Origin of the sequence: Nostoc sp. DedQUE04 (genome assembly GCF_034530995.1) — a bacterium.
In the GTDB taxonomy this organism is placed as follows: Bacteria; Cyanobacteriota; Cyanobacteriia; order Cyanobacteriales; family Nostocaceae; genus Nostoc.
In genome coordinates, this window is record NZ_JAVRCA010000007.1 from 149,656 (window position 1) to 174,748 (window position 25,093).

21 protein-coding genes are annotated in these 25,093 nt (G+C 39.1%); 17 read left to right on the forward strand and 4 right to left on the reverse strand.

The features are described from left to right. Nucleotides 1-7 precede the first annotated feature (7 nt). The 12 genes from pseB to RM049_RS07160 all read left to right on the forward strand — a co-directional run bounded on the left by pseB (nucleotide 8) and on the right by RM049_RS07160 (nucleotide 14,800). Nucleotides 8-997 carry a UDP-N-acetylglucosamine 4,6-dehydratase (inverting) gene (pseB, locus tag RM049_RS07105; RefSeq protein ID WP_322703661.1) on the forward strand — a complete coding sequence of 330 codons (990 nt, stop codon included), beginning with the start codon at nucleotides 8-10 and terminating at the stop codon, nucleotides 995-997. Next, entirely contained in the window at nucleotides 955-2,160 is a 1,206-nt protein-coding gene (gene pseC / locus RM049_RS07110; protein ID WP_322703662.1) for a UDP-4-amino-4,6-dideoxy-N-acetyl-beta-L-altrosamine transaminase, read from the forward strand. The genes pseB and pseC overlap by 43 nt, the downstream gene beginning before the upstream one ends. Continuing rightward, nucleotides 2,157-2,888, forward strand: a complete 732-nt coding sequence (locus tag RM049_RS07115) for a glycosyltransferase family protein (protein ID WP_322703663.1) — start codon at nucleotides 2,157-2,159, stop codon at nucleotides 2,886-2,888. Before pseC ends, RM049_RS07115 begins: the two co-directional genes overlap by 4 nt. 17 nt (nucleotides 2,889-2,905) lie before the next feature. Continuing rightward, nucleotides 2,906-4,408 carry a UDP-2,4-diacetamido-2,4,6-trideoxy-beta-L-altropyranose hydrolase gene (gene pseG, locus RM049_RS07120; protein ID WP_322703664.1) on the forward strand — a complete coding sequence of 501 codons (1,503 nt, stop codon included), beginning with the start codon at nucleotides 2,906-2,908 and terminating at the stop codon, nucleotides 4,406-4,408. Nucleotides 4,409-4,420: 12 nt separating this feature from the next. Further along, nucleotides 4,421-5,497: a pseudaminic acid synthase gene (gene pseI / locus RM049_RS07125; RefSeq protein ID WP_322703665.1), complete on the forward strand. Its 1,077-nt coding sequence runs from the start codon at nucleotides 4,421-4,423 to the stop codon at nucleotides 5,495-5,497. A gap of 80 nt (nucleotides 5,498-5,577) precedes the next feature. Further along, nucleotides 5,578-6,186, forward strand: a complete 609-nt coding sequence (locus tag RM049_RS07130) for a class I SAM-dependent methyltransferase (RefSeq protein ID WP_322670438.1) — start codon at nucleotides 5,578-5,580, stop codon at nucleotides 6,184-6,186. After that, nucleotides 6,187-7,173, forward strand: coding sequence for a GNAT family N-acetyltransferase (locus RM049_RS07135; protein ID WP_322703666.1), 987 nt, complete (start codon nucleotides 6,187-6,189; stop codon nucleotides 7,171-7,173). It abuts the gene before it with no gap. A 33-nt stretch (nucleotides 7,174-7,206) separates the two neighbouring features. Then, the gene (locus RM049_RS07140; protein ID WP_322670436.1) at nucleotides 7,207-7,917 is read left to right on the forward strand and encodes a glycosyltransferase family protein; all 711 of its coding nucleotides are present in this window, start codon (nucleotides 7,207-7,209) and stop codon (nucleotides 7,915-7,917) included. A gap of 14 nt (nucleotides 7,918-7,931) precedes the next feature. Then, a complete protein-coding gene (locus RM049_RS07145) occupies nucleotides 7,932-8,930 on the forward strand; it encodes a Gfo/Idh/MocA family oxidoreductase (RefSeq protein ID WP_322703667.1) in 999 nt (332 codons plus the stop codon). Nucleotides 8,931-9,032: 102 nt separating this feature from the next. Further along, nucleotides 9,033-10,301: a DegT/DnrJ/EryC1/StrS family aminotransferase gene (locus tag RM049_RS07150; RefSeq protein WP_322703668.1), complete on the forward strand. Its 1,269-nt coding sequence runs from the start codon at nucleotides 9,033-9,035 to the stop codon at nucleotides 10,299-10,301. Then, the gene (locus RM049_RS07155; RefSeq protein ID WP_322703669.1) at nucleotides 10,298-11,278 is read left to right on the forward strand and encodes a hypothetical protein; all 981 of its coding nucleotides are present in this window, start codon (nucleotides 10,298-10,300) and stop codon (nucleotides 11,276-11,278) included. The genes RM049_RS07150 and RM049_RS07155 overlap by 4 nt, the downstream gene beginning before the upstream one ends. A gap of 69 nt (nucleotides 11,279-11,347) precedes the next feature. Beyond that, on the forward strand, nucleotides 11,348-14,800 hold the full coding sequence (locus RM049_RS07160) for a hypothetical protein (protein WP_322703670.1): 3,453 nt from the start codon (nucleotides 11,348-11,350) through the stop codon (nucleotides 14,798-14,800). A gap of 109 nt (nucleotides 14,801-14,909) precedes the next feature. On the opposite strand, the gene RM049_RS07165 is transcribed toward RM049_RS07160, so the two are convergent. The 3 genes from RM049_RS07165 to RM049_RS07175 all read right to left on the reverse strand — a co-directional run bounded on the left by RM049_RS07165 (nucleotide 14,910) and on the right by RM049_RS07175 (nucleotide 18,645). After that, complete coding sequence (locus RM049_RS07165; RefSeq protein ID WP_322703671.1) at nucleotides 14,910-17,129, reverse strand: tetratricopeptide repeat protein; 2,220 nt, start codon at nucleotides 17,127-17,129, stop codon at nucleotides 14,910-14,912. A gap of 187 nt (nucleotides 17,130-17,316) precedes the next feature. After that, nucleotides 17,317-17,874, reverse strand: a complete 558-nt coding sequence (locus tag RM049_RS07170) for a type IV pilin-like G/H family protein (RefSeq protein WP_322670430.1) — start codon at nucleotides 17,872-17,874, stop codon at nucleotides 17,317-17,319. A 204-nt stretch (nucleotides 17,875-18,078) separates the two neighbouring features. Continuing rightward, on the reverse strand, nucleotides 18,079-18,645 hold the full coding sequence (locus RM049_RS07175) for a Uma2 family endonuclease (protein WP_322670429.1): 567 nt from the start codon (nucleotides 18,643-18,645) through the stop codon (nucleotides 18,079-18,081). Between the two features lie 180 nt (nucleotides 18,646-18,825). Between RM049_RS07175 and trxB the strand changes: the two genes are divergently transcribed. Beyond that, entirely contained in the window at nucleotides 18,826-20,196 is a 1,371-nt protein-coding gene (trxB, locus tag RM049_RS07180; RefSeq protein WP_322703672.1) for a thioredoxin-disulfide reductase, read from the forward strand. Nucleotides 20,197-20,447: 251 nt separating this feature from the next. Here trxB and RM049_RS07185 read toward each other — a convergent pair whose 3' ends face one another. After that, the gene (locus tag RM049_RS07185; protein ID WP_322670427.1) at nucleotides 20,448-20,735 is read right to left on the reverse strand and encodes a hypothetical protein; all 288 of its coding nucleotides are present in this window, start codon (nucleotides 20,733-20,735) and stop codon (nucleotides 20,448-20,450) included. Nucleotides 20,736-21,065: 330 nt separating this feature from the next. Here RM049_RS07185 and RM049_RS07190 point away from each other — a divergent pair, with 330 nt between their 5' ends. From RM049_RS07190 to RM049_RS07205, 4 genes are all read left to right on the forward strand, one after another. Then, on the forward strand, nucleotides 21,066-21,962 hold the full coding sequence (locus RM049_RS07190) for an ABC transporter permease (RefSeq protein WP_322703703.1): 897 nt from the start codon (nucleotides 21,066-21,068) through the stop codon (nucleotides 21,960-21,962). Nucleotides 21,963-22,071: 109 nt separating this feature from the next. Further along, nucleotides 22,072-22,266 (forward strand): hypothetical protein, encoded by a 195-nt coding sequence (locus tag RM049_RS07195; protein ID WP_322670426.1) that lies wholly within the window; start codon nucleotides 22,072-22,074, stop codon nucleotides 22,264-22,266. Nucleotides 22,267-22,383: 117 nt separating this feature from the next. Further along, entirely contained in the window at nucleotides 22,384-23,286 is a 903-nt protein-coding gene (locus tag RM049_RS07200; RefSeq protein ID WP_322703673.1) for an ROK family protein, read from the forward strand. Nucleotides 23,287-23,533: 247 nt separating this feature from the next. Continuing rightward, entirely contained in the window at nucleotides 23,534-25,009 is a 1,476-nt protein-coding gene (locus RM049_RS07205; RefSeq protein ID WP_322703674.1) for an ABC transporter substrate-binding protein, read from the forward strand. Nucleotides 25,010-25,093: the final 84 nt, after the last annotated feature.

A 25,093-nucleotide genomic window follows, 5' to 3' on the forward strand; every position in this document is an offset into this window, starting at 1 on the left:
ATACAAGATGTTTAATGGCAAATCGATTTTAATCACTGGTGGTACAGGCTCCTTCGGCAAACAATTTGTGAAAACGGTTCTCAGCCGATATCAGCCTCAGAAAGTCATAGTTTATTCACGGGATGAACTGAAGCAGTATGAGATGGCTCAGGAGTTTAACGCACCTGTGATGCGCTATTTTATTGGAGATGTGCGCGATCGCGATCGTTTGCATATGGCAATGAGAGGTGTAGATTATGTTATTCATGCTGCGGCACTCAAGCATATTCCTGCTGCTGAATACAACCCAATGGAATGTATTAAAACTAATATTCACGGTGCAAATAATGTCATTGATGTTGCCATTGAGCAAGAAGTAGAAAAAGTAATTGCTCTATCAACAGATAAGGCAGTTAATCCAATTAATCTTTATGGCGCAACCAAGCTAGCTGCGGATAAACTTTTTGTTGCAGCTAATAATATTGTTGGGTCAATGAAAACTCGGTTTGCTGTAGTTCGCTACGGTAATGTTGTTGGTTCAAGAGGCTCAGTTGTACCCTTCTTTCAAAAACTGATTCAGGAAAAATCCGCCGAAATTCCCATTACAGATCCACGCATGACCCGCTTTTGGATTACCCTACAACATGCTGTAGATTTAGTTTTTAATAGCTTTGAAAGAATGCACGGTGGAGAAATATTTGTCCCCAAGATTCCTTCAATGAAAATTACTGATTTAGCTGAAACACTTGCACCAGGAGTTCCAATTAAAATTGTTGGCATTAGACCAGGAGAGAAACTACATGAAGCTATGTTTTCTTCTGAAGCTTCACATTTAGCCTTGGAGTTTGCGGATCATTATGTAATTAAACCAACTATTGAATATGCCTATTCTATTGATTACACCTGCAATGCTTTAGGTGAAAAAGGAGTCCCTGTGGCAGAAGGGTTTGAGTATAGCTCCGAAATAAATACAGAATGGCTAAAAGGTTTCCAATTATTGGATATGTTGAAGCAATGAGTGACTACATTCCCTATGGGCGGCAAGATATTAATCAAGAAGATATTGATGCTGTAATTGAAGTTTTGCACTCAAACTGGATTACTCAAGGCCCAGTGATAGAGAGGTTTGAACAAGCGGTTGCTAACTATTGTGGGGCAAAATATGCTGTAGCAGTTTCTAGTGCCACTGCTGCATTACATGTTGCTTGTCTTGCAGCTGATTTAGGGCAAGGAGACGTTCTTTGGACATCACCAAATACCTTTGTTGCCTCAGCTAATTGTGGACTTTATTGTAATGCCAAAGTAGATTTTATTGATATTGATTCAAATACCTATAATTTAAGCGTAGATGAACTAGAAAGTAAGTTAGCTGAGGCAGAAGATCAAGGGTGCCTGCCAAAAGTATTAATACCTGTGCATTTTGCAGGGCAATCCTGTGAAATGGAGAAAATTGCCGCTTTATCGCAGCAATATGGTTTCAAAATTATTGAAGATGCTTCTCATGCAATCGGGGGAACCTATCAGAGACAATCTGTTGGTTCTTGTCAATTTTCTGATATGACAGTTTTTAGCTTTCATCCAGTCAAGATTATCACGACTGGCGAAGGCGGTATGGTGCTAACAAATCAGGAGGAATTGTATCAAAGATTAATTACATTAAGAAGTCATGGCATAACTCGCAATCCAGATTTCATGCAAGGAGAATCTCATGGATCTTGGTATTATCAGCAACTTGAATTAGGTTTCAACTATCGGATAACAGATATTCAAGCAGCATTAGGCGCTAGTCAGATGCAAAGACTAGATGAATTTGTAGAACGTCGCTGGTTTTTAGCTAACCGCTATAATCAACTACTGCAAGATTTACCATTAATGCTGCCGTGGCAACATCCAGATACTTATTCTAGCTGGCATCTTTATGTGATTCGGCTCAAACTGGATAAGATTAATAAAACTCATCGGCAGGTATTTGAAGAACTTCGCGGTGCAGGAATTGGTGTGAGTTTGCACTATATTCCAGTTCATATACAGCCTTATTACCAAAAATTCGGTTTTAAATTAGGACACTTTCCACAAGTAGAAAAATATTACAAAGAAGCTATCAGTATTCCAATATATTATGGACTAGATGAAGAGAGTCAAGATAGGGTAGTAGCTTCGCTAAAAGAGAGGCTGATATGAAAACTGTAATTATTGTTCAGGCAAGAATGACTTCAACTCGGCTTCCCGAAAAAGTCCTCAAAAAGGTATTAGATAAGCCTTTGTTAGAATACCAAATTGAAAGATTAAAGCGAGTAAAGTTGATTGATGAAATTGTAATTGCTACTACAAACAATAGTACAGATTTGCCAATCATTGAACTTTGCGATCGCCTTTCAATACCGTATTTTCGAGGCTCTGAAGAAGACGTATTAGCCAGATACTATGGAGCAGCCAAAGAACATCAAGCAGATGTAGTAGTTCGCGTTACTTCTGATTGTCCGCTAATTGATCCACAAGTGATTGACAAGGTAATTCAATTTTATATTAATTATGAATATGATTATGTTTCTAACTCTTTAGAGAGAAGTTATCCACGAGGAATGGATACTGAAGTTTTTTCATTTTTAGCATTACATCAGGCGTTTGTAGAAGCAACAGCACAACCTGACCGAGAGCATGTTACTCCATTTATTTATATGCACCCTGAACGTTATCGATTAGCTCAGGTAGTTTATTCAGAAAATGAAAGTTCACATCGTTGGACAGTTGATACAGCAGATGATTTTGAACTGATCAAAAGAATTATTGAAGCACTTTATCCTGAAATTCCAAAATTTACTCTTGAGGATTGTTTGGATTTACTCAGAAAGTATCCTGATTGGTCACGAATTAACGCACACGTAGAACAAAAGAAATATGCTGTATAACTATTAATTTATCAAAAATGAAGCTATTTATCCGGGTAGATGCATCAACACAAATAGGTACAGGTCATGTAATGCGTTGTCTAGCTTTAGCCCAGGCTTGGCAAGATGCAGGTGGTCAAGTAATTTTTGTGATGGCGACGAAAGTACCAGATTTAATAACTCGGTTAAAGGCAGAAAGAATGGAAGTTATCTACCTGCCGATTGAGATTGGAAGTGCTGAAGATGCAGAAGAAATAGCGAAAATGGCACGCCATTTTGATGCTAATTGGGTTGTGGTAGATGGCTACCACTTTGGTGCTAAGTATCAAGAAATCATCAAGGAATCTGAGCTAAAACTTTTATTCATTGATGATTATGGACACGCAAAACAGTACCACGCGGACATTGTTTTAAATCAAAATATTCATGCTTGTGAGGGATTATACAGGAATAGACAGCCATATACCAAACTGTTACTTGGTACAAGCTATAGCCTTTTGCGGCGGGAATTTTGGCAGTGGCGGGGATGGCAGCGATCGCTCCCTCTGATAGCTAAGAAGTTACTAGTTACACTAGGCGGTGCAGATCCAGATAATGTAACTCTCAAGGTGATTCAAGGATTACAACAAGTAGAAATAGAAGGGCTAGAAGCAGTTGTTGTAGTTGGAGGAAGTAATCCGCATTATGAGCAGCTGCGATCGGCTAGTCAGGAGTCCAGGTTTACTATTCACTTGAAAAGGAATGTAACGGATATGCCCGATCTTATGTCTTGGGCTGATGTGGCAGTGACCGCTGGTGGTAGCACTTGTTGGGAACTGGCTTTTATGGGTTTGCCTAGTGTAATGGTAATTTTGGCAGATAACCAACGGGCGATTGCCGAAAAACTAGAGGCAATGGGAGTAGTTGTCAATTTGGGATGGCATGAGAATGTTTCTGCTGTTGAAATAGCAGCGGCAGTAACGCAATTACTAATAACTGCTGAAAGACGGGAAAAAATGACTAGATGTAGCCAAGAATTAGTGGATGGTCAAGGAAGCAGTCGAGTTTTGTGCTATCTAAAAGATAACTTTTTTCAATTGCGCTCGGTGCAGCAAGATGATTGTCGGCTGTTATGGGAATGGTCAAACGCTCCAGAAGTACGTGCGCTTTCTTTTTCTTCAAAGTCTATACTTTGGGAAAATCATATTCAATGGTTTAAATCTAAATTGATTAACCCTAATTGTATCTTTTACATTGCCATTAACAATAATAATTTACCTATTGGACAGATTCGATATGACATAGAAAATTATGAAGCTACTGTTTCCATGAGTATTGACCCAACGTTTCGTAATCAGGGTTATGGCAGTAGCTTAATTAAATTAGCTTGTAAACAAATATTTTTTGATTACAATATTACTAGAATTAATGCCTACATAAAACCAAGTAATCAGGCATCTGTTAAGGCATTTTCCAAAGCGGGTTTTCAGAGTATGGGAATAACTACACTGCAAGGACATCAAGCAATCCTTCTAATCATAGACAAGTGTAAATTTGATTAATTGAGAGAGTAAATGCGAGAAATTAACATTGCAGATAGAATAATCGGTGCTAGTCATCTCCCCTTCGTAGTTGCTGAAATTTCCGGCAATCATAACCAATCTTTAGAAAGAGCTTTAGATATCGTTGAAGCAGCTGCTAAAGCCGGGGTACATGCAATTAAAGTTCAGACTTATACTGCTGATACAATGACCTTAGACATAAATGAGGGTGATTTTTACATTAATTCCCCTAATAGTCTATGGCATGGGAAATCTCTGTATCAGCTATATCAGCAGGCTTACACACCTTGGGAATGGCACAAACCTATTTTTGAGCGTTGCGAGGAACTAGGAATAATTGGGTTTAGCACTCCTTTTGATGCTACCTCTGTAGATTTTCTCGTATCTTTAAATGTACCTTGCTACAAAATCGCCTCTTTTGAAAATACCGATTTACCTCTAATTCGCAAAGTTGCCAGCACAGGTAAACCGATGATTATTTCTACTGGTATGGCAACAATTTCTGAGTTAGATGAAACTGTTCGGACAGCACAAGAAGCTGGATGTCAAGATTTAATATTACTCAAATGTACTAGTAGCTATCCTGCCACACCAGAAAATACTAACCTGTTAACTATTCCTCAAATGCGTGAGTTGTTTAATGTGCAGGTAGGGTTATCCGATCACACAATGGGTATTGGAGTTGCTGTTGCTAGTGTTGCTTTAGGAGCTACATTAATTGAGAAGCACTTTACTCTGTGTCGCGCTGATGGTGGAGTCGATTCAGCCTTTTCAATGGAACCAGCAGAGATGCAGCAATTAGTAATAGAATCGCAAAGAGCTTGGCAAGCTTTGGGCAGTATAAAATATGGAGCCACTGAGGCTGAAAAAGAATCATTGCTTTATCGGCGATCGCTCTACGTTGCCAAAGATATGAAAGCCGGAGAGATTCTCACTCCAGAAAACCTAAAAGCAGTACGCCCAGGTTTAGGATTACCGCCCAGCTTTTTCGACATTGTTATCGGTAAAGCAGTTAATCAAAATATCAAAAAAGGTACGCCTTTTACCTGGAAACTAGTATTAGCAAGTGAGGAATATAAAGCTCACTAATAGATAGAATAGTGCTAATTTTAGTTGTTATCTATATATATGTTTATGTTTAACATTAAAAAGTTAAGGATGAATCGTCAATGAGTGAAGTTAGCACAAGTGTGCAGATATTACGAAAACACTATCAGAATCTTGTAAGGACAAAAGGTGACTCACCTGGTTCTGGACAGTGGGGTTCTATAGATGAATCTCTTGTTAGATATTTAGAACTTATGAAAATTGGAGACCTTAATGGATGTCGAATTTTAGATATAGGATGTAGTATCGGTTATTTTGCAGAATATTTGCAAGAACACAATATTATTTGCCAATACACAGGCATCGATATTGTCCCTGAAGCTATTCAAATTGCACGTAAAAAATTTCCAGATATGAAATTCGAGTGCTTAGATATAACTCAAGAAAGTTTAGAAGAAACCTATGATTATGTTTTAGTCTCTGCTGTTTTCAATAATTTTACACCTAACGGTAATATTTTTCTACAAACTTTAATCAAAAAAGCATTCTCTTTATGTGAGAAAGGTCTAGCATTTAATTTTATTTCCTCTTATGTGAATTTTCGACAAGAAACGATGGCTTATTATGAACCAGAGACAGTTTTAAGTTTCTGTATTCAGCAGCTATCGAGAAAAGCCACAATAATTCATCATTACTATCATTGTGATGTTTGTATTTATGTTTACAAGTAAATGAATATTAAAGAATTTGTAATTAATTGGCAGGAAATAGCAAATATTTGGGATGATTTTGTTGAAGATTCTCCTCAAGGAACTGTTTTTGCCAAAACTGAATTTCTCAATTCATTAGGAGTTCCTTTTCAAATTATTACAGTTTATTTTAGACACAAAATAGTTGCAGGTACTGTTATCTTATTTTCTGAAGATTGCAAGCCATTACCCGCTCCTTTCCCTTTCACACCTTATCAAGGACTGTTACTAGCAGACAATTTTGCTAAAACAAATCACAAACGCAATTGTGAAGAATTTTTTATTGTCACTTGGTTCGTAGAAAAACTTATAGAGAAATTTGATAAAATTTCCCTAGCCCATTCATGGCAATTACAAGATATACGACCATTTCAATGGTATAACTACCATACACCTGAAAAAGGAAAGTTTGAAGTTAAACTCAGATATACGGGGATATTAAAATTAACAAAATTTGATAGCTTTAACTTTTATCTCAGTTGCATCCGCGCTGTCAGGCGTCAGGAAATGCGGAAAGCTATCAAGAATAAATTATCTATTCAAGTGTCTGACAATATTCATATTTTAGACAAACTACACAGAGAAGTTTGGGCTAGACAAGGAATAGAACATATAGAAAAAGAATCTTACTTACTTAAAGCAATAACAGAGAAATCTTTAGCCAAAGGATTTGGAATACTGAAAGTATGCTATTTGGATACAATTCCTATTTCTGCAATTTTATTCCTCTTTGATCGTAAGCGTGGTTATTATATGTTTGCTGGGAATAATTCTGAATACAGAGAAAGTGGTGGCTCAACATTGTTACTACTCGATTTAATTGAAGAGTGTTTTAAACGCAACTTGCAAGAAATTGATTTTGTAGGAGTTAATTCTCCAAATAGAGGAGATTACAAACTCAGTTTTAATCCAGAGATTAAGCCTTATTTTGTTACAGATTTTAATAGAGATTTGTATCTATATAAATAAATATAAAATTTGACTGGAGAAGTAACTAAAACTGTGAATCGTGTCATTGCCACAATAGAAGCTCGGATGGGTTCTTCACGCCTTCCTGGTAAAGTCCTCAAGGAAGCAGTGGGTAAACCAATGCTGTTGTTAATGATTGAGCGTATCCGTCGCGCTCGTTATATAGACGAAGTAGTAGTTGCCACAACCACTAATGAAAAGGACGAAGCGATCGCATCCTTATGCAGTGAAAACAATATTCCTTACTTTCGTGGTTCAGAAGAAAATGTATTAGAACGAGTTGTGGAAACTGGGCGACACTATCAAGCAGAAGTTAGTGTCCTTTTAACCGGAGATTGCCCGCTAATTGACCCTTATGTGATTGACCAGCACATTTGTGCCTTTTTTGCAGCTTACCCCCATGTGGATTACGTTGCTAATTGTGAAGTACGTTCATATCCTCATGGGCTGGATCTCATGGTGCTGTCTTGGAAAACACTAGCTCAAACAGTTGATTTTGCCTCCAGCAAACCCTTTCGTGAACATGTTGGTTGGTACATCCGACGACATCCAGAGCTATATCGTCGCTTGGATATGATTGCTCCTCCAGGTTTAAGTAATCCTTTTTTCCGTATTACCCTTGACTATCAAGAAGACTACGATCGCATCAAAGCCATTTTTGAAGCACTTTATCCTCAGAATCCCCAATTTACTACAGTAGACATTCTTCACTATGCCCAACAACAAGGATGGATTGACTCCTAAGAGAGATTAAACTCATGAAAGTGTGTGTCGGTATTATTGGTTTGGGAAAAATTGGGCATCGCTTTGGTATTTCCCCACAAGGCGATCCACTCAGCCATTCCGAAGGGTATGCCCAAATCCCTAACGTAACAGTTGTATTAGGAGTAGATCCAGATCCAGAGGCTTGTAGAAATTTTCAGCAACGTTTTTCCGAAGCACAGGTATACTCCAGTCTGAAAGATGTACCACATGGACTTCACCTCGACGTAGTATCAGTATGTAGTCCTACTCACCTACACGCTCAGGGAGTTATTGCTGCACTCGCTTGGCGATCGCGTGTCATCCTGTGCGAAAAACCCCTTGCAATTAATGCAGCAGAAGCAGAAATGATGCTAGCTGCTTGCTCTGCACAGGGCTGTATTTTGATAACTAACTATTCGCGTCGTTGGACACCAATGCTGCAAGCCTTGAAAAATCTAACGAACCAAGATGATGGCTTAGGAACCCCAATTGGTGCTTGCTTACGCTACAACGGTGGTTTATTGCACAATGGAACCCATTGGATCGATATGTTATTGGCTTTATTCGGATCGGTTGCTTGTACATATCGTCTGGAAAAATTATCTGTTGCTCAAGATGACGCTGGCGAGTCAATTGCACTATCCTGGAACAGCGGATTAACTGCATATTTGATTGCAGTACGTGGAACTGGGTATTCAATCGGCGAAGGCGAACTCTGGGGAACGGGCGGTATGCTGCGGTATAGCGCCGGGGGACAGCAAGTCACTTGGCAGACAGTTCAACCTAGTCAATGGTCAGGCTTTCAAGAGTTAAGTCAAGCAAAGATGATCTGTGAAGCTGGTTTAAAAGGCCACATTTTGGGGGCTGTCACCGAAGCTGTGCAATTAGCACAAATGGGCGGACAACCAACCTGTTCTGGCTCTGATGGTGTGCTTGCTTTACAAGTTGTTGAAATGGCAAGAAACAACAAATTTCTACAGGACTTACGCACTCAGATCCCCCAACCCCCTTAAAAAGGGGGCTTTAGAAGTTCCCCCCTTTTTAAGGGGGGCTAGGGGGGATCTAGGTTTCAGGCTTCAGTGCGTAAGTCCTATTCTAATTAAGTAGGTAATTTGATGGTTATTACTAGAGAAAAACCGGCTTTGCTTGGAGGTTCCAAAGTTTTTCCAGAGCCATTCCCAAGGTATATCAGTACTAATTTCCAGGAAACTGAGGCCGCGATTCAAATATTGAAAAGCGGTATTTTATCTGACTATATCGGTGCTGCTGGGCTGTACTTTATGGGTGGCAAACAAGTTCGCACCTTAGAAGAACAATGGGCTAACTACTTTAATGTTCGTCACGCTTTGAGTGTTAACTCTGCTACTAGTGGTTTACATGCCGCTGTGATTGCAGCAGGTGTGAAGTTTGGCGATGAGGTAATTGTGCCGCCACAAACCATGTCAGCAACAGCAACAGCTGTGGTTATGGCAAATGGTACTCCTGTTTTTGTCGATCAAGAGGAGGCCACTTGCTGCATCGATCCAGAAGCTGTTGAAGCTGCTATTGGACCGCGTACAAAAGCAATTATCGCAGTCAATTTGTTTGGGGGTCCAGCCAAACTGTTGCGCTTACGTAAGTTAGCAGATCGACACGGTTTGATTCTAATTGAGGACAATGCTCAAGCACCAGGGGGCCAGCATCAGGGGCGTTGGTTGGGAACAATTGGGCATTTGGGGGTTTTCAGCCTCAATTGTCACAAAACGATTCAGTGTGGTGAAGGGGGAATCGTAGCCACTAATGACGATCGCTTGGCCCGGCGAGTGGCACTGGTACGCAATCACGGGGAGAATGCAATTGAAGCGGAAAACTGGTATGAAGATACTGATATTGTTGGTTACAATTACCGTTTAACTGAACTTCAGGCAGCGATCGCTCAGGTTCAACTCCAACGTTTAGAAGAATTGACACAGCCACGGCTGAAAATTGCTGAAGCTTTAGACCAAGGGTTGTCTGAGTTTAAAGCATTGCGGACGACTAAAGTTGACTCTGGCGATCGCCATGTTTACTATACATATCCCATCTGGATCGATCCACAACAAGCTGGATTGTCGCGGGACAGATTTGTGGAAGCACTTCAAGCAGAAGGATGTCCTGTGACGGGGCGTTACGTGCGTCCCTTATACAGACTACCTCTTTTCCAAAGGCTGCAACAAGAAGGCAAGACAATTGTCAGTCATCCTACAGGTGTCTGTCCCATAGCTGAAAAGACATATAGCGAGACGCTTTTATCTACAACTCTTATGCAAATACCTGGGGGTATTGACTTAGTTGATGGTTTCATAGCTTCCGTGGCTAAAGTCCTGGCTCATGCCGAAGAGTTAAGCCAAGGGCAAGATGAATGAAGATTATTGCGATCGCTCACGACCCAGGTGGTGCAAATGCTGTCGCCGCAACAGTTGCAGCCTTGCGGGTAGCGGGTACACAGGTTGAAGCGTATGCCAAAGGCCCGGCCATCCGTCAATTTCAACGCCTTGAAGTTGCTTGCACGCCAATTTCTGAGGAACACCAAACTCTTTTTAGCAGATTAACAGGAGATATTCTGCTAACAGGAACATCTCAATATGATGAGTTTGAACGTGATGCTATTTTATGGGCGAGGCAAAAGCATATTCCTAGTATTGCGGTCATAGATTATTGGGCAAATTATCGGCAGCGTTTTCAAGCGCTCAACAATCCTAATACGGAACCAACTTTTCCCGATATCATCACAGCTATAGATGAAGTATGTGCCGCAGAAATGCTTGCTGATGGAATACCAGAAAAACGAATACGCATTATGGGACAGCCCTATTTTGCTTGGCTGATTGCTAGGCAAAAATCCAGAAAAAGTATTTTAAAACTTCCAGAAAATATTCTCTTTGCTTCTCAACCAAATGCCAATGAAATTGAGATGCTCCGTATCTTAATTAAGGTATTAACTGACTATAAAGATTTAAAAAAATTGCTCATCCGGTTTCATCCCCGTCAAGGTAAGTGTCCTGGTTCACTTGATTTGCTAGCAAAATCAAGCTTACCATTTGCGATTGACGAAAGCTCTAATATACTAGACACACTGTTACAACAGGATATTGTTTTGGGAATTACTTCCATTCTTCTAATTGAAGCAGCCTTGATGGGGATACCAACAGGTAGCTTGGTTATGGGTGTGAATGACACGTTAATAACCAACAAATGGGGGTTTACACTTCCCTTAAACACCCCAGAAAAGCTGCAAGAGTTTTTGTATTTTACCGAACATAGGGAAATAGATAAGCAGTTCTTTGAACAACAATGCAATGCAGATTATCAAGTAGCACAGTTATGTAAAGCCATAATTTAGTTGCTTTGTATTTCCTAATAAATACGGCTTCAATCAAATTTGTTCTTTATACATTTGGTGTTAACAGATATGTCAACAGTTAGATTAGTTATAGTTCAAGGTCCCAATCAAATGTTATATTCTCTTTCTGTCCTTCGTTATCTCGAAGCAACTGGAGAATATAAAGACTGTGAAGATATATTAATATTAGGTGGATATAGAGCCGACCCAAAACTTACAGAAGTTTGCTTACAAATATCTAAAGTTTGGAATTTTAAATCAAAAATAATTTTACATGGTTTTGATTATTTATGCCAAGATAATTCTTTAGATTTTGTATCAGCATCAGAATTATTAAAAAGAGTTATCAATCTTCAATCTGTTGATGTTATATTTGTACTCCGCAATTGGCAATTTATTAACGAAGTATTTTTATACGCTTACCCTAGCGCTCGTAAAATATGTTACGGAGAATTAGGCTGGTTAGATTTTAGTAGTACTTTATGGAGTAATTTTTATGGCAGTCCACCTATTAATCCATCGGGTAAGTTTATTCAAATAGATGAGGCATATCCTGTGTTAGTACCTGTGGATGCAGACCATGCTTTTGAACAATGTCCCATTAAGGTTGTTGGAGGTGATTTTTTTAAGTCTGTTATATACGACAGTGCTAAACAGATCCAAGGACTTAGCAATTACTGTGCGTTAATTGTAGAACAACTTGGTAGTTCCATCACCTTTGTCCTAACATCATATGATACAGAGGCAGGATTTATTAAGAGTTACCAAGATGAAATAGAATGTTATTTGTCTTGCGTCTTACCATATACTCAGGAAGATGAAGCTATAGTTGTCAAAGGACATCCCAGGCAAATATACAACCAGTCGGAATTACTGACAAACAAGCTGTGCGAATTAGAACGCAGAGCCTTTGTTGTTTCAGAATTTACCCAAGTTCCTATTGAGTTATTTATTCCTTTTCTTCCAATAAAAAAGGTAATTGCCCCTATGTCTTCAGCTTCTATAACATTGGGATACTTGGGAGCTTCTGAATTGGTTATAGGATTTGGTGAAAACTTAATAAGTAAATATATATTTCCTAAATGCCAGGAAACCATATTGATTGGGCAGTACCAACGAGCATTAGAAGCGAAATATTCATGTAAGCAAAATTGTGAACCAATCAAGTATTTAGAACTTAAAGATAACTTAAAACAATATTATCAACAGCAAATATATATTAATCTATCTGACGATAATTCTACTCAAAGATATGTTGAGGAATTGACCGAAAAAAATGATTTTATTGATAGGGTACTTAGCTTTGAAAAATCTAAAATAGAGCATCCAGATATATCTGTATTGCAAGAGTTGCTTGATTTTAGAAACCATCTGTCCGAATTTTTGTTAACAATAGAAGTAAATTTACTTGAAAGATTATACTCTAACAAATTAGGTAAAGCTTATCAAGCACTATTAAATAGTGGCATTAAAAATGAACCATTCACTATTACTGAACAAAACTTTGTGGTTGAAATATTAGATCATCTTGCTAAAGGATTTGATCAACCAAAAGCTATTCAATATTTGCTAGCAGTAATGCTGTACTGCCGCCCTTACCAATTACCTTTAACTTACAACCTGACTCTTATTCCTAATTGGCTACTTAATGACTACTTTCAATTTCTCTTACAACCTCCTCTTTATTTCCAGGATATAGGAGAAGCAAATATTTATTATGAATATCTAAGTATTATTGTAGATTACATACATAATAATACTCTTAATAATCCAGATTCTAAGTTCTGGCAGAGCGTAGGACATAAGTTTACAATTGAGGCTAACTTTATTCCATTGTATTTTAATAAATTTAATTTAAAGGATATATACGAAAAACGCGCTAATATTATAGAATTCTATTTAAAAAAATCTGATTTTCAAATCGACTATAATTTCCCAGAACGCTCCCCAGAACGGCAGAAAATTCGCCTTGGAATACTTGCAAGTCATTTTAGCCCACAAACAGAAACTTTTGCTAGCTTGTCACTGTACAAGAATTTAAATAGAGATTCATTTGAGATTATTATTTTTACCTTACAAACTAGTAATCATCGCTTAGAACGATATTGTGCTGGTCATGCAGATACTTTCGTTCGGCTACCAAATGATCTGCCTAACCAAGTGCAAAGCATTCGGGATGCGGAACTGGATATCTTGTTCATTTCTACTAATGTGACCGCAGTTACACATGCAATTACTTTAATTGCTTTACATCGGCTAGCACGAATACAGATAGTTGACGCAAATTCGCCAGTAACAACAGGAATGCGTCATACAGATTATTACCTTTCAAGTAAACTTTCTGAAATTGAAGATAATCCTCAACAACATTATACAGAAAAGTTAATTACATTAGATAGTCCTCCTCAATGTTTCGATTTTGCAACAGAAGAGAAAATACTTGCTACAACTTCTATTAGCAGAAACAGTTTAGGTATTGCTACAACTGCTGTAGTTTATGTTTCAGGTGCTAATTACTACAAGATAATTCCAGAGCAAGAAGAAACTTGGACAAAGATAATTGCTAACGTAACTAATTCTGTACTATTACTTTATCCATTTAATCCAAACTGGTCATCTTCTTATCCTTCTATTGCTTTCCGTAAGCGTATAGTTACTACTTTTGCTAAATATGGTCTTAGCGAAGATAGGTTGATTATTCTTGAGGCAGCACCGAATCGTGCTGATGTTAAAGAACGTTTGAAAATTGCTGATATATACTTAGATTCTTATCCTTACTCCGGTATGACTTCACTCATTGATCCTTTGGAAGTGGGCTTACCAACCGTGGTAATGGAAGCAGAACCTTCTCGTTCTCGCAAAGGAGCGTCACTTTTGCGAGAACTTGAGATATTTGATTTAATTACCAACAATGAAGAGGCTTATATTGAAGTAGCTGTTGCTTTAGGAAATAGCCGAGAATTATGTAAACAAAAAAGCGTCGCAATTAAAGAGAAAATGCTGGGTAATCCCAGTTTTTTGGATAGTCGCTCTTTTTCAGCTAAAATAGGAAACTTATTTCAAAAACTTTTCATTGACTATCTTGCAGATAGCCTAAGCGAAACTTTTCGCTTAAGGGATATTAATTTAATTATTCTCCCAGATTGGCATCAATCAGAAGACTTAATAGGTTTTGACTTAGAACGAGTAATTAAAGCTCTTACTAGTTATCCGGCTAGCCAAAACACCACTCTCTTAATTGCTATTACTAATATTTCTCTGGAAGATGCGGAAATTTTTCTATCCAGTGTGCTCATAAGTATTTTGATAAATGATGATATAGATGTTCCTGATAAACTAGAAATTTCGTTGGTAGAGAATTGGAATGATATTCAGTGCCAAGCTTTGCTTCCGCGTTTGAAAGCTCGAATTGTTTTGGAACATGAAAATCAACAAGCACTGACACAGATCAAAGTAGAAAACCTTTTATCCTATGATTTGGATAGTTTTATTACATCAAATTGTGAAATTACATCTATTTAACTAAAGCAGGCTAAATCATTCCTGAGACATAAGAACCCTGACTTCTTTAACAAGTCAGGGTTATTTGGTTTTACTTGTCTCACAAACTAAATTAGGATTGCTATTAAGGTCATTTTGCTTCTATGTACCTTTGCCACATCTGTTCGTAAGCTTTTTCCATCTCACGAGTGAATTGTTTACCATTCCACAAGGGTGCTATTTGTCTTGATTGGCGAAGTTTCCAAGAGATTTGCTCTCTTAAGGCTGCATCATTGCCCAAACGCACACCCCACTCTATATACTCTTCATTAGTCCAGGCAATACCTTCTGTGATACCTGCATTCATCATCATGGTATAGCTATTACGCGCTGCAAATTGTTCACCAACTCTTGTCACTAAAGGGATACCCATCCACAATGTTTCTAAGGTTGTTGTCGCTCCGTTGTAGGGAAATGTATCTAATACAATATCAGCAATGCCTAAATTAGCACGATGAACCGACTCTAAATGAACTTGTGGTAAAAATCGTAACCGAGAACAATCTACACCTTCTTCTTCGGCAATTTGGTAAAAGAAGCGTTTAATTGTTTCCTCTTCAGCAAGTCCCTTAATCAGAAAGTAGCTGTTAGCTACTTGTTTAATAATTTGCATTTGCCACTTTGTCGTTTCTGGATGGCGTTTATATCCTCTTTGGGCGCTGAGATAGACAACAGCATCCATAGGAATATCCAAGTCATCGCGGCGGAGAGTTGGTACACCAACTTCAAAACCATCTACTGCTATGTAAGTTTGAGGTAATCGCCAGATTTTCTCTGTATAGTAATTTTGTGCATCATCTGGCAGTACATAAGGATCTGCGATAAAGTAATCAATTGCAGGTATACCTGATGCATCCCATCCCAGCCAAGTTACTTGAATTGGGGCTGGCTTGAGTGCCATCACTTCACTGGTAATATCGAGAGTGATGCTATCAAGGTCAATTAAAATATCAATTTCGTCTTGATATATCTGGTCAGCAATCTCTAGACCATTCATACCTAATTGACGAGGTTTTCCTGCCTGACCTAGATACCACTCTTGGAGATAGTCATTTACTAATGTGTAGTTAACAAAGTAAGTATGAATATCAAATTTATCTCGATCATGATGCTGAAATAACCAGCGAGCTAGCCAACCAACAGAATGATTCCTTAAAGCGTAAGATACATAACCAATTTTTAATTTTTTCGTAGCTCCGTATATTTTTTTGTTATTGGTATTGTTATGACAATAAATTTTTCCTTCTGATTGGGCAAGAGCTTTAATATAAAAGTTAAAAACTTCAGCTACCTGATTATGAATAGCTCGGAAATCTGCAGGAGCATCTTTAATGTGAGGTATCGCAAAAGATGGCGTAAGCAACCGTAATATTCTTCCTTCTTCTAAAGGAATTCGTTCAGCTTTAATAAACTGTTGAAACACAGTTTCTAATTCTTGAGAAGTTGTACATATCTCTTGCCAATACCCCCCTGCTGACATTAGACCTCTTAACAGCAAATGAAGTGCAAAAATTTTGTCAGCCAAACCTTCTGATAAGGAATAACACAATCTAGCTATCTCTATCCCTTGAGAATAATTACGAGCATCTTGATAAAAAGTTGCTAAATGCCGCAAAATTTCTACATTATCTGGTTCCAATCGTAAATGCAAGCTAAGAATAGATGCTGCTAGCATAGGCTGCCGCAAAGTATGACCAATTCGCATAGCAGTGGGAAGCAATATAGAGAAGCATTGATGAGTATCATGAAAATAAGGAAGACTAGCTTCTATCAAATTTAGATTGACTGGATTTAAGGGTATAATAGTTAAAAACTCTTTTAAAACTTGTATCAATAGTTCGATATCAATTTCTATATCTTCTTTTACTTTTAAGCTCTCAATTAATCCCCATTTATTCAAATCATCAATTTCTTCAATTTTTTCTAACTTGAGAGAAAGTATAAGGATTTGAAGCAAATTATTTATATAACTAGGATTAATTTCCCGCATATGCTGGCGAATTAACCAAGCTAGAGAATATTCTGCCAGTGTTTCACGCCTTTCAGCTTCTATTTGCAAAATTTGAAATAGTTGATTTGTCCAAATAGGTAACTGTTCTTCATCTGCCTCTGTCATTGGCAGCATCCAAGTCATTTGAGCTTCCGCTTCTTGCCCTTGTAGTAGCATTAATAGTCCTAAATCCCAATAATAGGAGATAGTATTTGGTTCTATCGCTATTGCTTGCTCGTATAATTTGGCTGCTTGCAAATAGTTCTCTTGAATGAAGTATTCTTTAGCCTGAACTTGCCAATTATATATATCAGTAATCATTTTGATTCTTATAGAAAAAGGTATGGGCAATCCAATTGTGAATAAATCACAAAATTGAAATAGAGTGGATAGAAGAATCTACCCACTTCAGAAAATGCGTAATTTAGCTGAATAAAAGTCGTGATGACAATTAAAGTTCTATATCAAGTGTTATCGGTGAGTAATTTTGATCTACTAACTCACATATCTACTTAGATAAACTGGTAAAGCCAGTGGGGCAAGTCGGTGTTCCACTGGGAAAGTCGGTTGCTGCGAGTGTAACTATATCTGAACCACCATTAACTCTAGCTTTATCAGCTTCACATACAATAGCTATAGTAGTAGCTTCACTGGTAGCAGCTTGCGTTGCTACACCCACAGCACCAATATAAGTTTTAAGAGGTGCAGTCGCAAGTATTACTCCTCCTTGGTTAGTTACTTGACTAGGCCTGCCGTCAATTGTGTACTGGTAATTTGATGTTTTTGTTGCAATACCAAGACCTAATTTCCCAATTTCACCAGCCTGTGCAAATGTGTTTTGTTCTAGGTAGAAAGCCTGTTGAGCGCGGTTCATGGAACCTACGTAGGTTTTAGCTTCTGACTGCTTGGCTTTGTTAGCTTGGTTTAAGAAAGAAGGCAGAGCGATCGCAGACAAAATACCGATGATGATAATTACTACTAGTAATTCAATAAGTGTAAAACCCTCATTTTCATTCTTTTTGTTGAGGATGTGTTGGAGAAACTTAGCTTTTAATTCGGTTTTCATAAGTGTTTTCCTGGGGTAGGAAGTGCTTGGGTGTTCTAGATGTAACTTACCCAACTGCGATCACTTTCCTATCACCTCCAGAAAAAAAGTTTGAGGAGATACAATTACACGATCCAGAATCCTTGCATCCGAAATGACACAAACATCACTAAATCTCTGCTGTTGACCAAGGGTGAGATTCTCAACTTCGATTGTGAGAGTATCTTATTCAAACTCAGGTGGCCACAGTTCTGATATTGCCAGTTCCCAACCTGGCAGCAAGTCTGGTAGTGTGAGGATGTCGCCATTGTGCATCACCACTGGATCTTGATTTATTCGATAAACCGTTACTGTCAATTTGTCAGGGTCAATCAATATACCGACTGTAGACCCAAGTTGCAAGAATAGCTGAATCTTCTCTTCAAGTGGTTTGATTCTGTCACTTTTAGATTTAATCTCAACCATCAAGTCTGGAACCAACTCTACAAAGTCGCGCTTGGTCTTCTTCAATCGTTCAGCTTTAACAAAAGACACATCAGGGGCACGCAAGTTTCTTTTTTCCGAGTCGTCCTCTTCTATATTCGGTAGAATAAATCCTGCGCTAGAACCAGTTATACGTCCTAGCTTGCGCGACATTACCCAGTTATTCAAAAAGGTAATTAGACGAGCGCCAATTTCCTCTGACTCGTAATCTGATGGCCCCATAACTATGATTTTCCCCTCTACCAGCTCCATCTGCCATTCTGGATGCTCGGTTTGTAGCTGCTCTAAGTCTGTAATAGTAAAAGACATAACACGACAGCAAATACTCTTATAGCTATCATAAATACTCCTCACACATCAAGCGGCAACATATAAGCGCTGTCTCTGTATTCCCGATTTTTCTAACTTGCGATCGCTTCCCATCTGACGTAGCCAATCACAGTTTATTATGCTATATTAAGCGTAGTCGTTATGAGTTCGTATATTTTCATGACTAACACAACTGTAGAAAACTTGGTAATTATCGGTTCTGGCCCAGCAGGGTACACAGCCGCCATCTATGCTGGACGCGCTAACTTGAAACCCGTTGTATTTGAGGGTTTCCAAGCTGGGGGTTTACCTGGTGGGCAACTAATGACAACGACGGAAGTTGAAAATTTTCCTGGATTTCCTAAAGGAATTACCGGGCCGGAACTGATGGATCAAATGAAGGCGCAAGCGGAGCGGTGGGGGGCTGAACTATATACTGAAGATGTTATCTCAGTTGACTTGAGTCAGCGTCCATTTACAGTGCGATCGCAAGAAAGGGAAATTAAAACCAACAGCATCGTTATTGCTACAGGTGCAACAGCAAAGCGTTTGGGTTTACCCAACGAACACGAATTTTGGAGTCGGGGTATTTCCGCTTGTGCAATTTGCGATGGTGCAACACCAATTTTCCACGGCGCAGAATTGGCTGTGATTGGTGCTGGCGACTCGGCGGCAGAAGAGTCAATTTACCTCACTAAATACGGTTCTAAGGTAAATATGTTGGTACGCACCGATAAAATGCGGGCTTCTAAAGCTATGCAAGACCGCGTTTTGAACAACCCGAAAATCCAAGTGCATTGGAACACAGAAGCCGTAGATATCTTCGGTAACGGTCACATGGAAGGGGTGAAAGTCCGCAATACTAAAACTGGTGAAGAGAGCCAACTGCACGCTAAGGGTTTATTTTACGCCGTTGGTCACAGTCCCAATACCTCTCTATTTAAAGGACAATTAGAACTGGATGAGATAGGTTACGTTGTCACTAAGCCTGGTTCTGTAGAAACCAGTGTAGAAGGCGTTTTTGCTGCTGGCGACGTACAAGATCATGAGTTTCGGCAAGCAATCACGGCTGCGGGTACTGGCTGTATGGCGGCAATGTTGGCAGAACGTTGGTTGTCATCCAGTGGCTTGATTCAAGAATTCCATCAACAACCAGAAACAAAAGATAATGAATTAGAACATCAGCCAGCCAAAAAGACTGAAGCTGAGGAAGAAGCTGGATTTAATTTGGATGGGACACGCCATGAAGGAGGCTATGCTTTACGCAAATTGTTCCATGAAAGCGATCGCTTACTCCTTGTTAAATACGTCTCTCCTGGTTGCGGCCCTTGTCATACCCTGAAGCCAATTTTAAATAAAGTGGTGGATGAATTTGACAGCAAAATTCACTTTGTGGAAATTGACATTGACAAAGACCGAGATATTGCTGAAAATGCTGGTGTGACAGGAACGCCAACAGTTCAATTGTTCAAAAATAAGGAACTGGTGAAAGAAGTCAAAGGCGTGAAGCAAAAGAGCGAATATCGCCAGTTGATTGAAAGTAATCTTTGAGATAGTAGGTATTGGGCAGTTCCCAATATCCAACACCTGCCATAGCCCAATACGTTTGGATTATAGGTTATTGGTGTAGATAATTGGTATTTTAAGACGCAATAAATCGCGTCTCTACATCAGGGTTTTGTTGCTCATTTTGAATCATTTTGAACTGTATTGCGTCATAGCCGACAACTTTACTGCTCATTTTTTGCATCTTGATACAGGTGCAAAGAATGAGTCTATCTCCTAAATTGAGCTAATTAATATTAATTATCTTGATGAGGATCGCTTGTACTTTGATCGGTTTCTAGGAGCCGTGAAATAAGCATCTCTGGTTTTCTACTAATAATAGACCTAACTTTATCAATAGCAATTACTTCACTGATTTTTACAACCATTTCCCAGAAAGTATCCTCCTCTGTATCTTTGTTGTAAGTTCTATGTTTAAAGGACAATAAATCATCCCAAACTCCGATAATTGTGGCGAAATACCACTTATCTCTCACTAGTATCCAGATTTCTTGTTCTAAGTAAGTCTGTAGAAGAGGTTTCACAATGACTAAGATAATAAAAAATATTGTGCTACATATTAATTAAGTATTAACAGCTAAGACCACAGTTAAAATACTGAAAGTGTGTCAAAAAAATCAAAGGCTGCATCATCAAGAGGACTGATTCGTTGATAAAGATTATCGCGAATATTGTAGGACTCTGAATCGTAGTTAAAAGCTTTGGCAAAAATCAGGCATAATTTCACCTCTAACTCAGTCTATATCTGTATCCACGTGAAGTAGTCGGACTTTTATTTAAAGATGTTTACGCAATCCCCTATCTAAATATGTAAAATGGTCAGCGTATCAAGCTTTGCTCCAGGCGATCGCTTTATGGCCATTACAAAACGGCGACTACCAACATTTTTACAGTTTGGCAAAAGTCTCAATCTTTCGCAAAGACTCATGCTCATCGGGTTAGCCATTACCCTATTTTTCATCTTCCTGGCATTTTTCGCTCCCGTATTGCAGGCTTGGGGATGGCTGCAAAACCCCAAAGATTTTCTCTCTAATCCAATTCACGAGCCACCCTCAGCTAAACATTGGTTTGGTACTAGTCGTCTGGGCTATGATGTGTTCTCCCGGACATTGTTCGGCGCTCAAGCTGCTTTGCAGGTGGTAATTTTGGCAACGGCACTGAGTATGATTATCGGTGTGCCTTTGGGGATGCTGAGTGGTTATCTCGGCGGTAAATTGGATAAAGTGCTGCTATTTATTATGGATAGCATCTACACCTTACCGGGGCTACTGCTGTCTGTAACACTGGCCTTTGTGGTGGGGCGTGGGATATTGAATGCAGCGATCGCTATTAGCATTGCTTACATCCCCCAATATTACCGCGTTGTTCGTAACCACACCGTTAGCGTGAAAACCGAAGTGTTCATCGAAGCTGCTCAAGCAATGGGCGCTTCCACTTGGGTTGTGCTTTCTCGTTATTTGTTTTTCAACGTCATTCAAAGCGTACCCGTCCTATTCACGCTCAACGCCGCTGATGCGATTTTGGTGTTGGGCGGTTTAGGCTTTTTGGGGCTAGGACTTCCCGAAGAAGTGGCAGAATGGGGACACGATCTAAAACAAGCTTTAGAAGCTCTACCTACTGGCATTTGGTGGACTACACTTTTCCCTGGTTTAACGATGACATTTATGGTGGTAGGGTTATCACTACTTGGTGAGGGGTTAAATGAATTTGTCAATCCCCGATTACGGAGAGAAAATAGAATCCGACAATAGTCATTGGTCAGTAGAGACGCGATTAATCGCGTCTGTACAATGGTCATTAATTTTAGACAAATGACAAAGGACAAATGACAAATGACAAATAAACAATACAGAGATTTGTATGAAAGATAATCTAACGTTAATTGCTGCCGCTACTGGCGGGTTTATCCTTTCCGTTGCTCTTGCTGGTATCTTAAGAGGTGCGCCAATTACAGCTTGGCAAGAGCAATCTAGTGTTCGTACTATGACTGTTGCTAATTTACGAGTCGCACCCAATAGGACAGAAAATTTAGAATATTTTCGTGCCAAATCCTAAAACCCTGACGAATTGTTGATTTTGAACTCGATGATAGGGAATAGGGAATGGGTGATAACTGTTCACCAATTACCAATGCCCAATGCCTCATACCCAATTACAAATGACAAATGACAAATGACAAATGACAAAATTCAAGTAATTGGCATTGATGTTGGGGGAACAGCAATTAAGCTGGGGCGTTTTGCAGATGATGGTACTTGTCTGCAATCTTTGACTGTGGTATCTCCTCAACCAACAACGCCGGAAGCGGTGTTGGCGGTTCTGGTAGATGCGATCGCTCAAATCGATCCAGGTAATCAAGCTGTTGCGATTGGTGTTGGTACTCCTGGCCCATCCGATGCCACAGGACGCATTGCCAAAATCGCTATTAACTTACCTGGATGGATCGATGTGCCTTTAGCAGACTGGTTAGAAGCTAAAACTGGCAAACCAACTGCGATCGCTAATGATGCTAATTGCGCTCTTTTGGGAGAAGCTTGGCTGGGAGCTGGTCGCCACTTTCAAAATCTGATTCTGCTAACTTTAGGTACTGGGGTTGGTGGCGCAATTATCCTTGATGGCAAACTATTTATTGGACATCAAGGAGCCGCCGGGGAATTGGGTTTAATTTCCTTAAATCCTGATGGCCCAATTTGTAATAGTGGCAATCGAGGCTCTTTGGAACAATATGCCTGTGCTACTGCAATTCGCCGCCGCACTCTCAAGGAACCCATCGAATTGGGTTTTCTTGCCCAACAAGGAGATGCCGCAGCATTAACTTTTTGGCAAGAATATGGTGCTAATTTGGGAATTGGTTTGACGAGTTTGATTTATGTACTCACACCACAAGCGATCGTGATTGGTGGCGGTATCAGTGGTAGCTTTGAGTTTTTCTTACCAAGTGTGAAGGCAGAAATTGAGAAGCGAGTGCAGCCTTTATCACGAGAGGGTTTACAGATATTGCCAGCGGAGTTAGGCAATTTTGCTGGGATAGTAGGTGCAGCAAAGTTGGCATGGCAAAACTATTCAAGATTTTAAATTATGGTTCAAACAACCCCAGCTAGAGACATCTGTCTTTACAAATTAGAAGAAAAATTAAGCTCTAACTACGAGGTAATTTAATTAATTTTACATTACGTAACATAGTTTAATTTATTCTTGCCCACTTACTTAGCAATTCTAACTGATGTTGAAAAGTGAGTGAAAAGCAACTATTTAAGCTTGAATAAACGCTATGTAATGTCAGAAGATGCAGTAAAGATGTTTTTCTGGCAAAAATCATAAAATGAGCATGTTATTCAGAACCAAAGCCAGTCCAATGGCTAAAGGCTTGAAGAATCAGCAAAGAGTCAAGCAAACTTTTACCATAATGGTAATAAGAGCTAGCCATCGCTACGTACTAGTGGCATTAATACTCAGCTTGATAATTCTTGCCTGCATTAACATCTTAAAATCTAACCAATCTTCAGTCACCGAGTCTCCTCTTAACAGTAAAGTCCTGAAGATTTGGTCAGATAAAAGTTATACCTTGGAAGAGGATGAAGCGCTCCAGAAGATCATTAGTAACTGGGAACAACAAAGCGGCAACAAAATTAAACTTACTTTCTATACTAACGATGAATTGCCACAAAAGACTCAAAGGGCACTTCAGGCAGGTAATTCACCCGATCTCGTCATAAATAGCAGTGCTGAGAGGGAGCTGTATCCACGTCTTGCCTGGGAAGGTAAATTGGCAGATGTCTCTGATGTAATTGAGCCAGTCAAAAGTATTTATTCTGAAGGTGTGTTGAAAGCAGTTCGTTTATATAACAACGTTGATAAAAAACCGAGTTACTATGCAGTCCCAATTAATCAATTAACAATTCACATCTTTTACTGGCGAGACTTACTAGAGAAAGTAGGTCGAACTCAAAGCGATATCCCTAAAGATTGGGATGCTTTCTGGGAGTTTTGGAAACAAGTGCAGGATGATTTGCGCGCACAGCAAAAACAGAATATTTACGGGTTAGGCTTTCCTTTCTCCACTGGTTCTACGGATACCTACTACTTATTTGAACAGATTTTAGAGGCATACAATGTCCAAATTTTAGACTCCAAGGGTCAACTTCTGCTCAACGATCCCAAGGTGTATCAAGGTATTGTTAAAAGCTTAGAGTGGTATGCGAAATTTTTCCAGCAAGGCTACGTACCACCAGACGCAGTAAACTGGTTAAATCCAGACAATAATCGCAGCTTACTCAATCGTGGCGTGGTTATGACGCCTAACAGTTCGCTCTCGATTTCTGCTGCTGTCCGCCAAGATTCTGACACCTATCGTCACAAGCTTGGTATCTTAGAATTTCCGAATAAACCTAATGGTAAACCGATGCGCTTCTTAGTCTCGATTAATGAAATAGTTTTGTTTGCCGAGTCTAAAAACCAAAAGGTAGCCAAAGACTTTCTCGCATATTTAATTAAACCTGAGATTATAGGAAACTATCTCAAAGCTACCGGAGGTCGGTATCTACCAGTAATGAAGCCTGTTTGGAAAGATCCTTTTTGGACAAATCCAGCAGATCCTCATCTTTCCACTGCAACTCAAACATTAACTAAAGATACTCGTCCATTTTATATTGTCCAAAACCCTGCTTACAGCCTAGTTTTAGAAGAGAATGTTTGGGGTAAAGCTCTCAATGGAATAGTTGTCAATAGAATATCTCCAGAAGAAGCAGCAGACACGGCAATTGAGCGGATAAAACAAATTTTTGATGAATGGCAGTAAGCGATAAGTAGAATCGCGTAAATATTTGTAGTTGGGATGAGGCAGGAGGCAGAAGTTTTAAAATATTTGAATGCGTGAATTTTG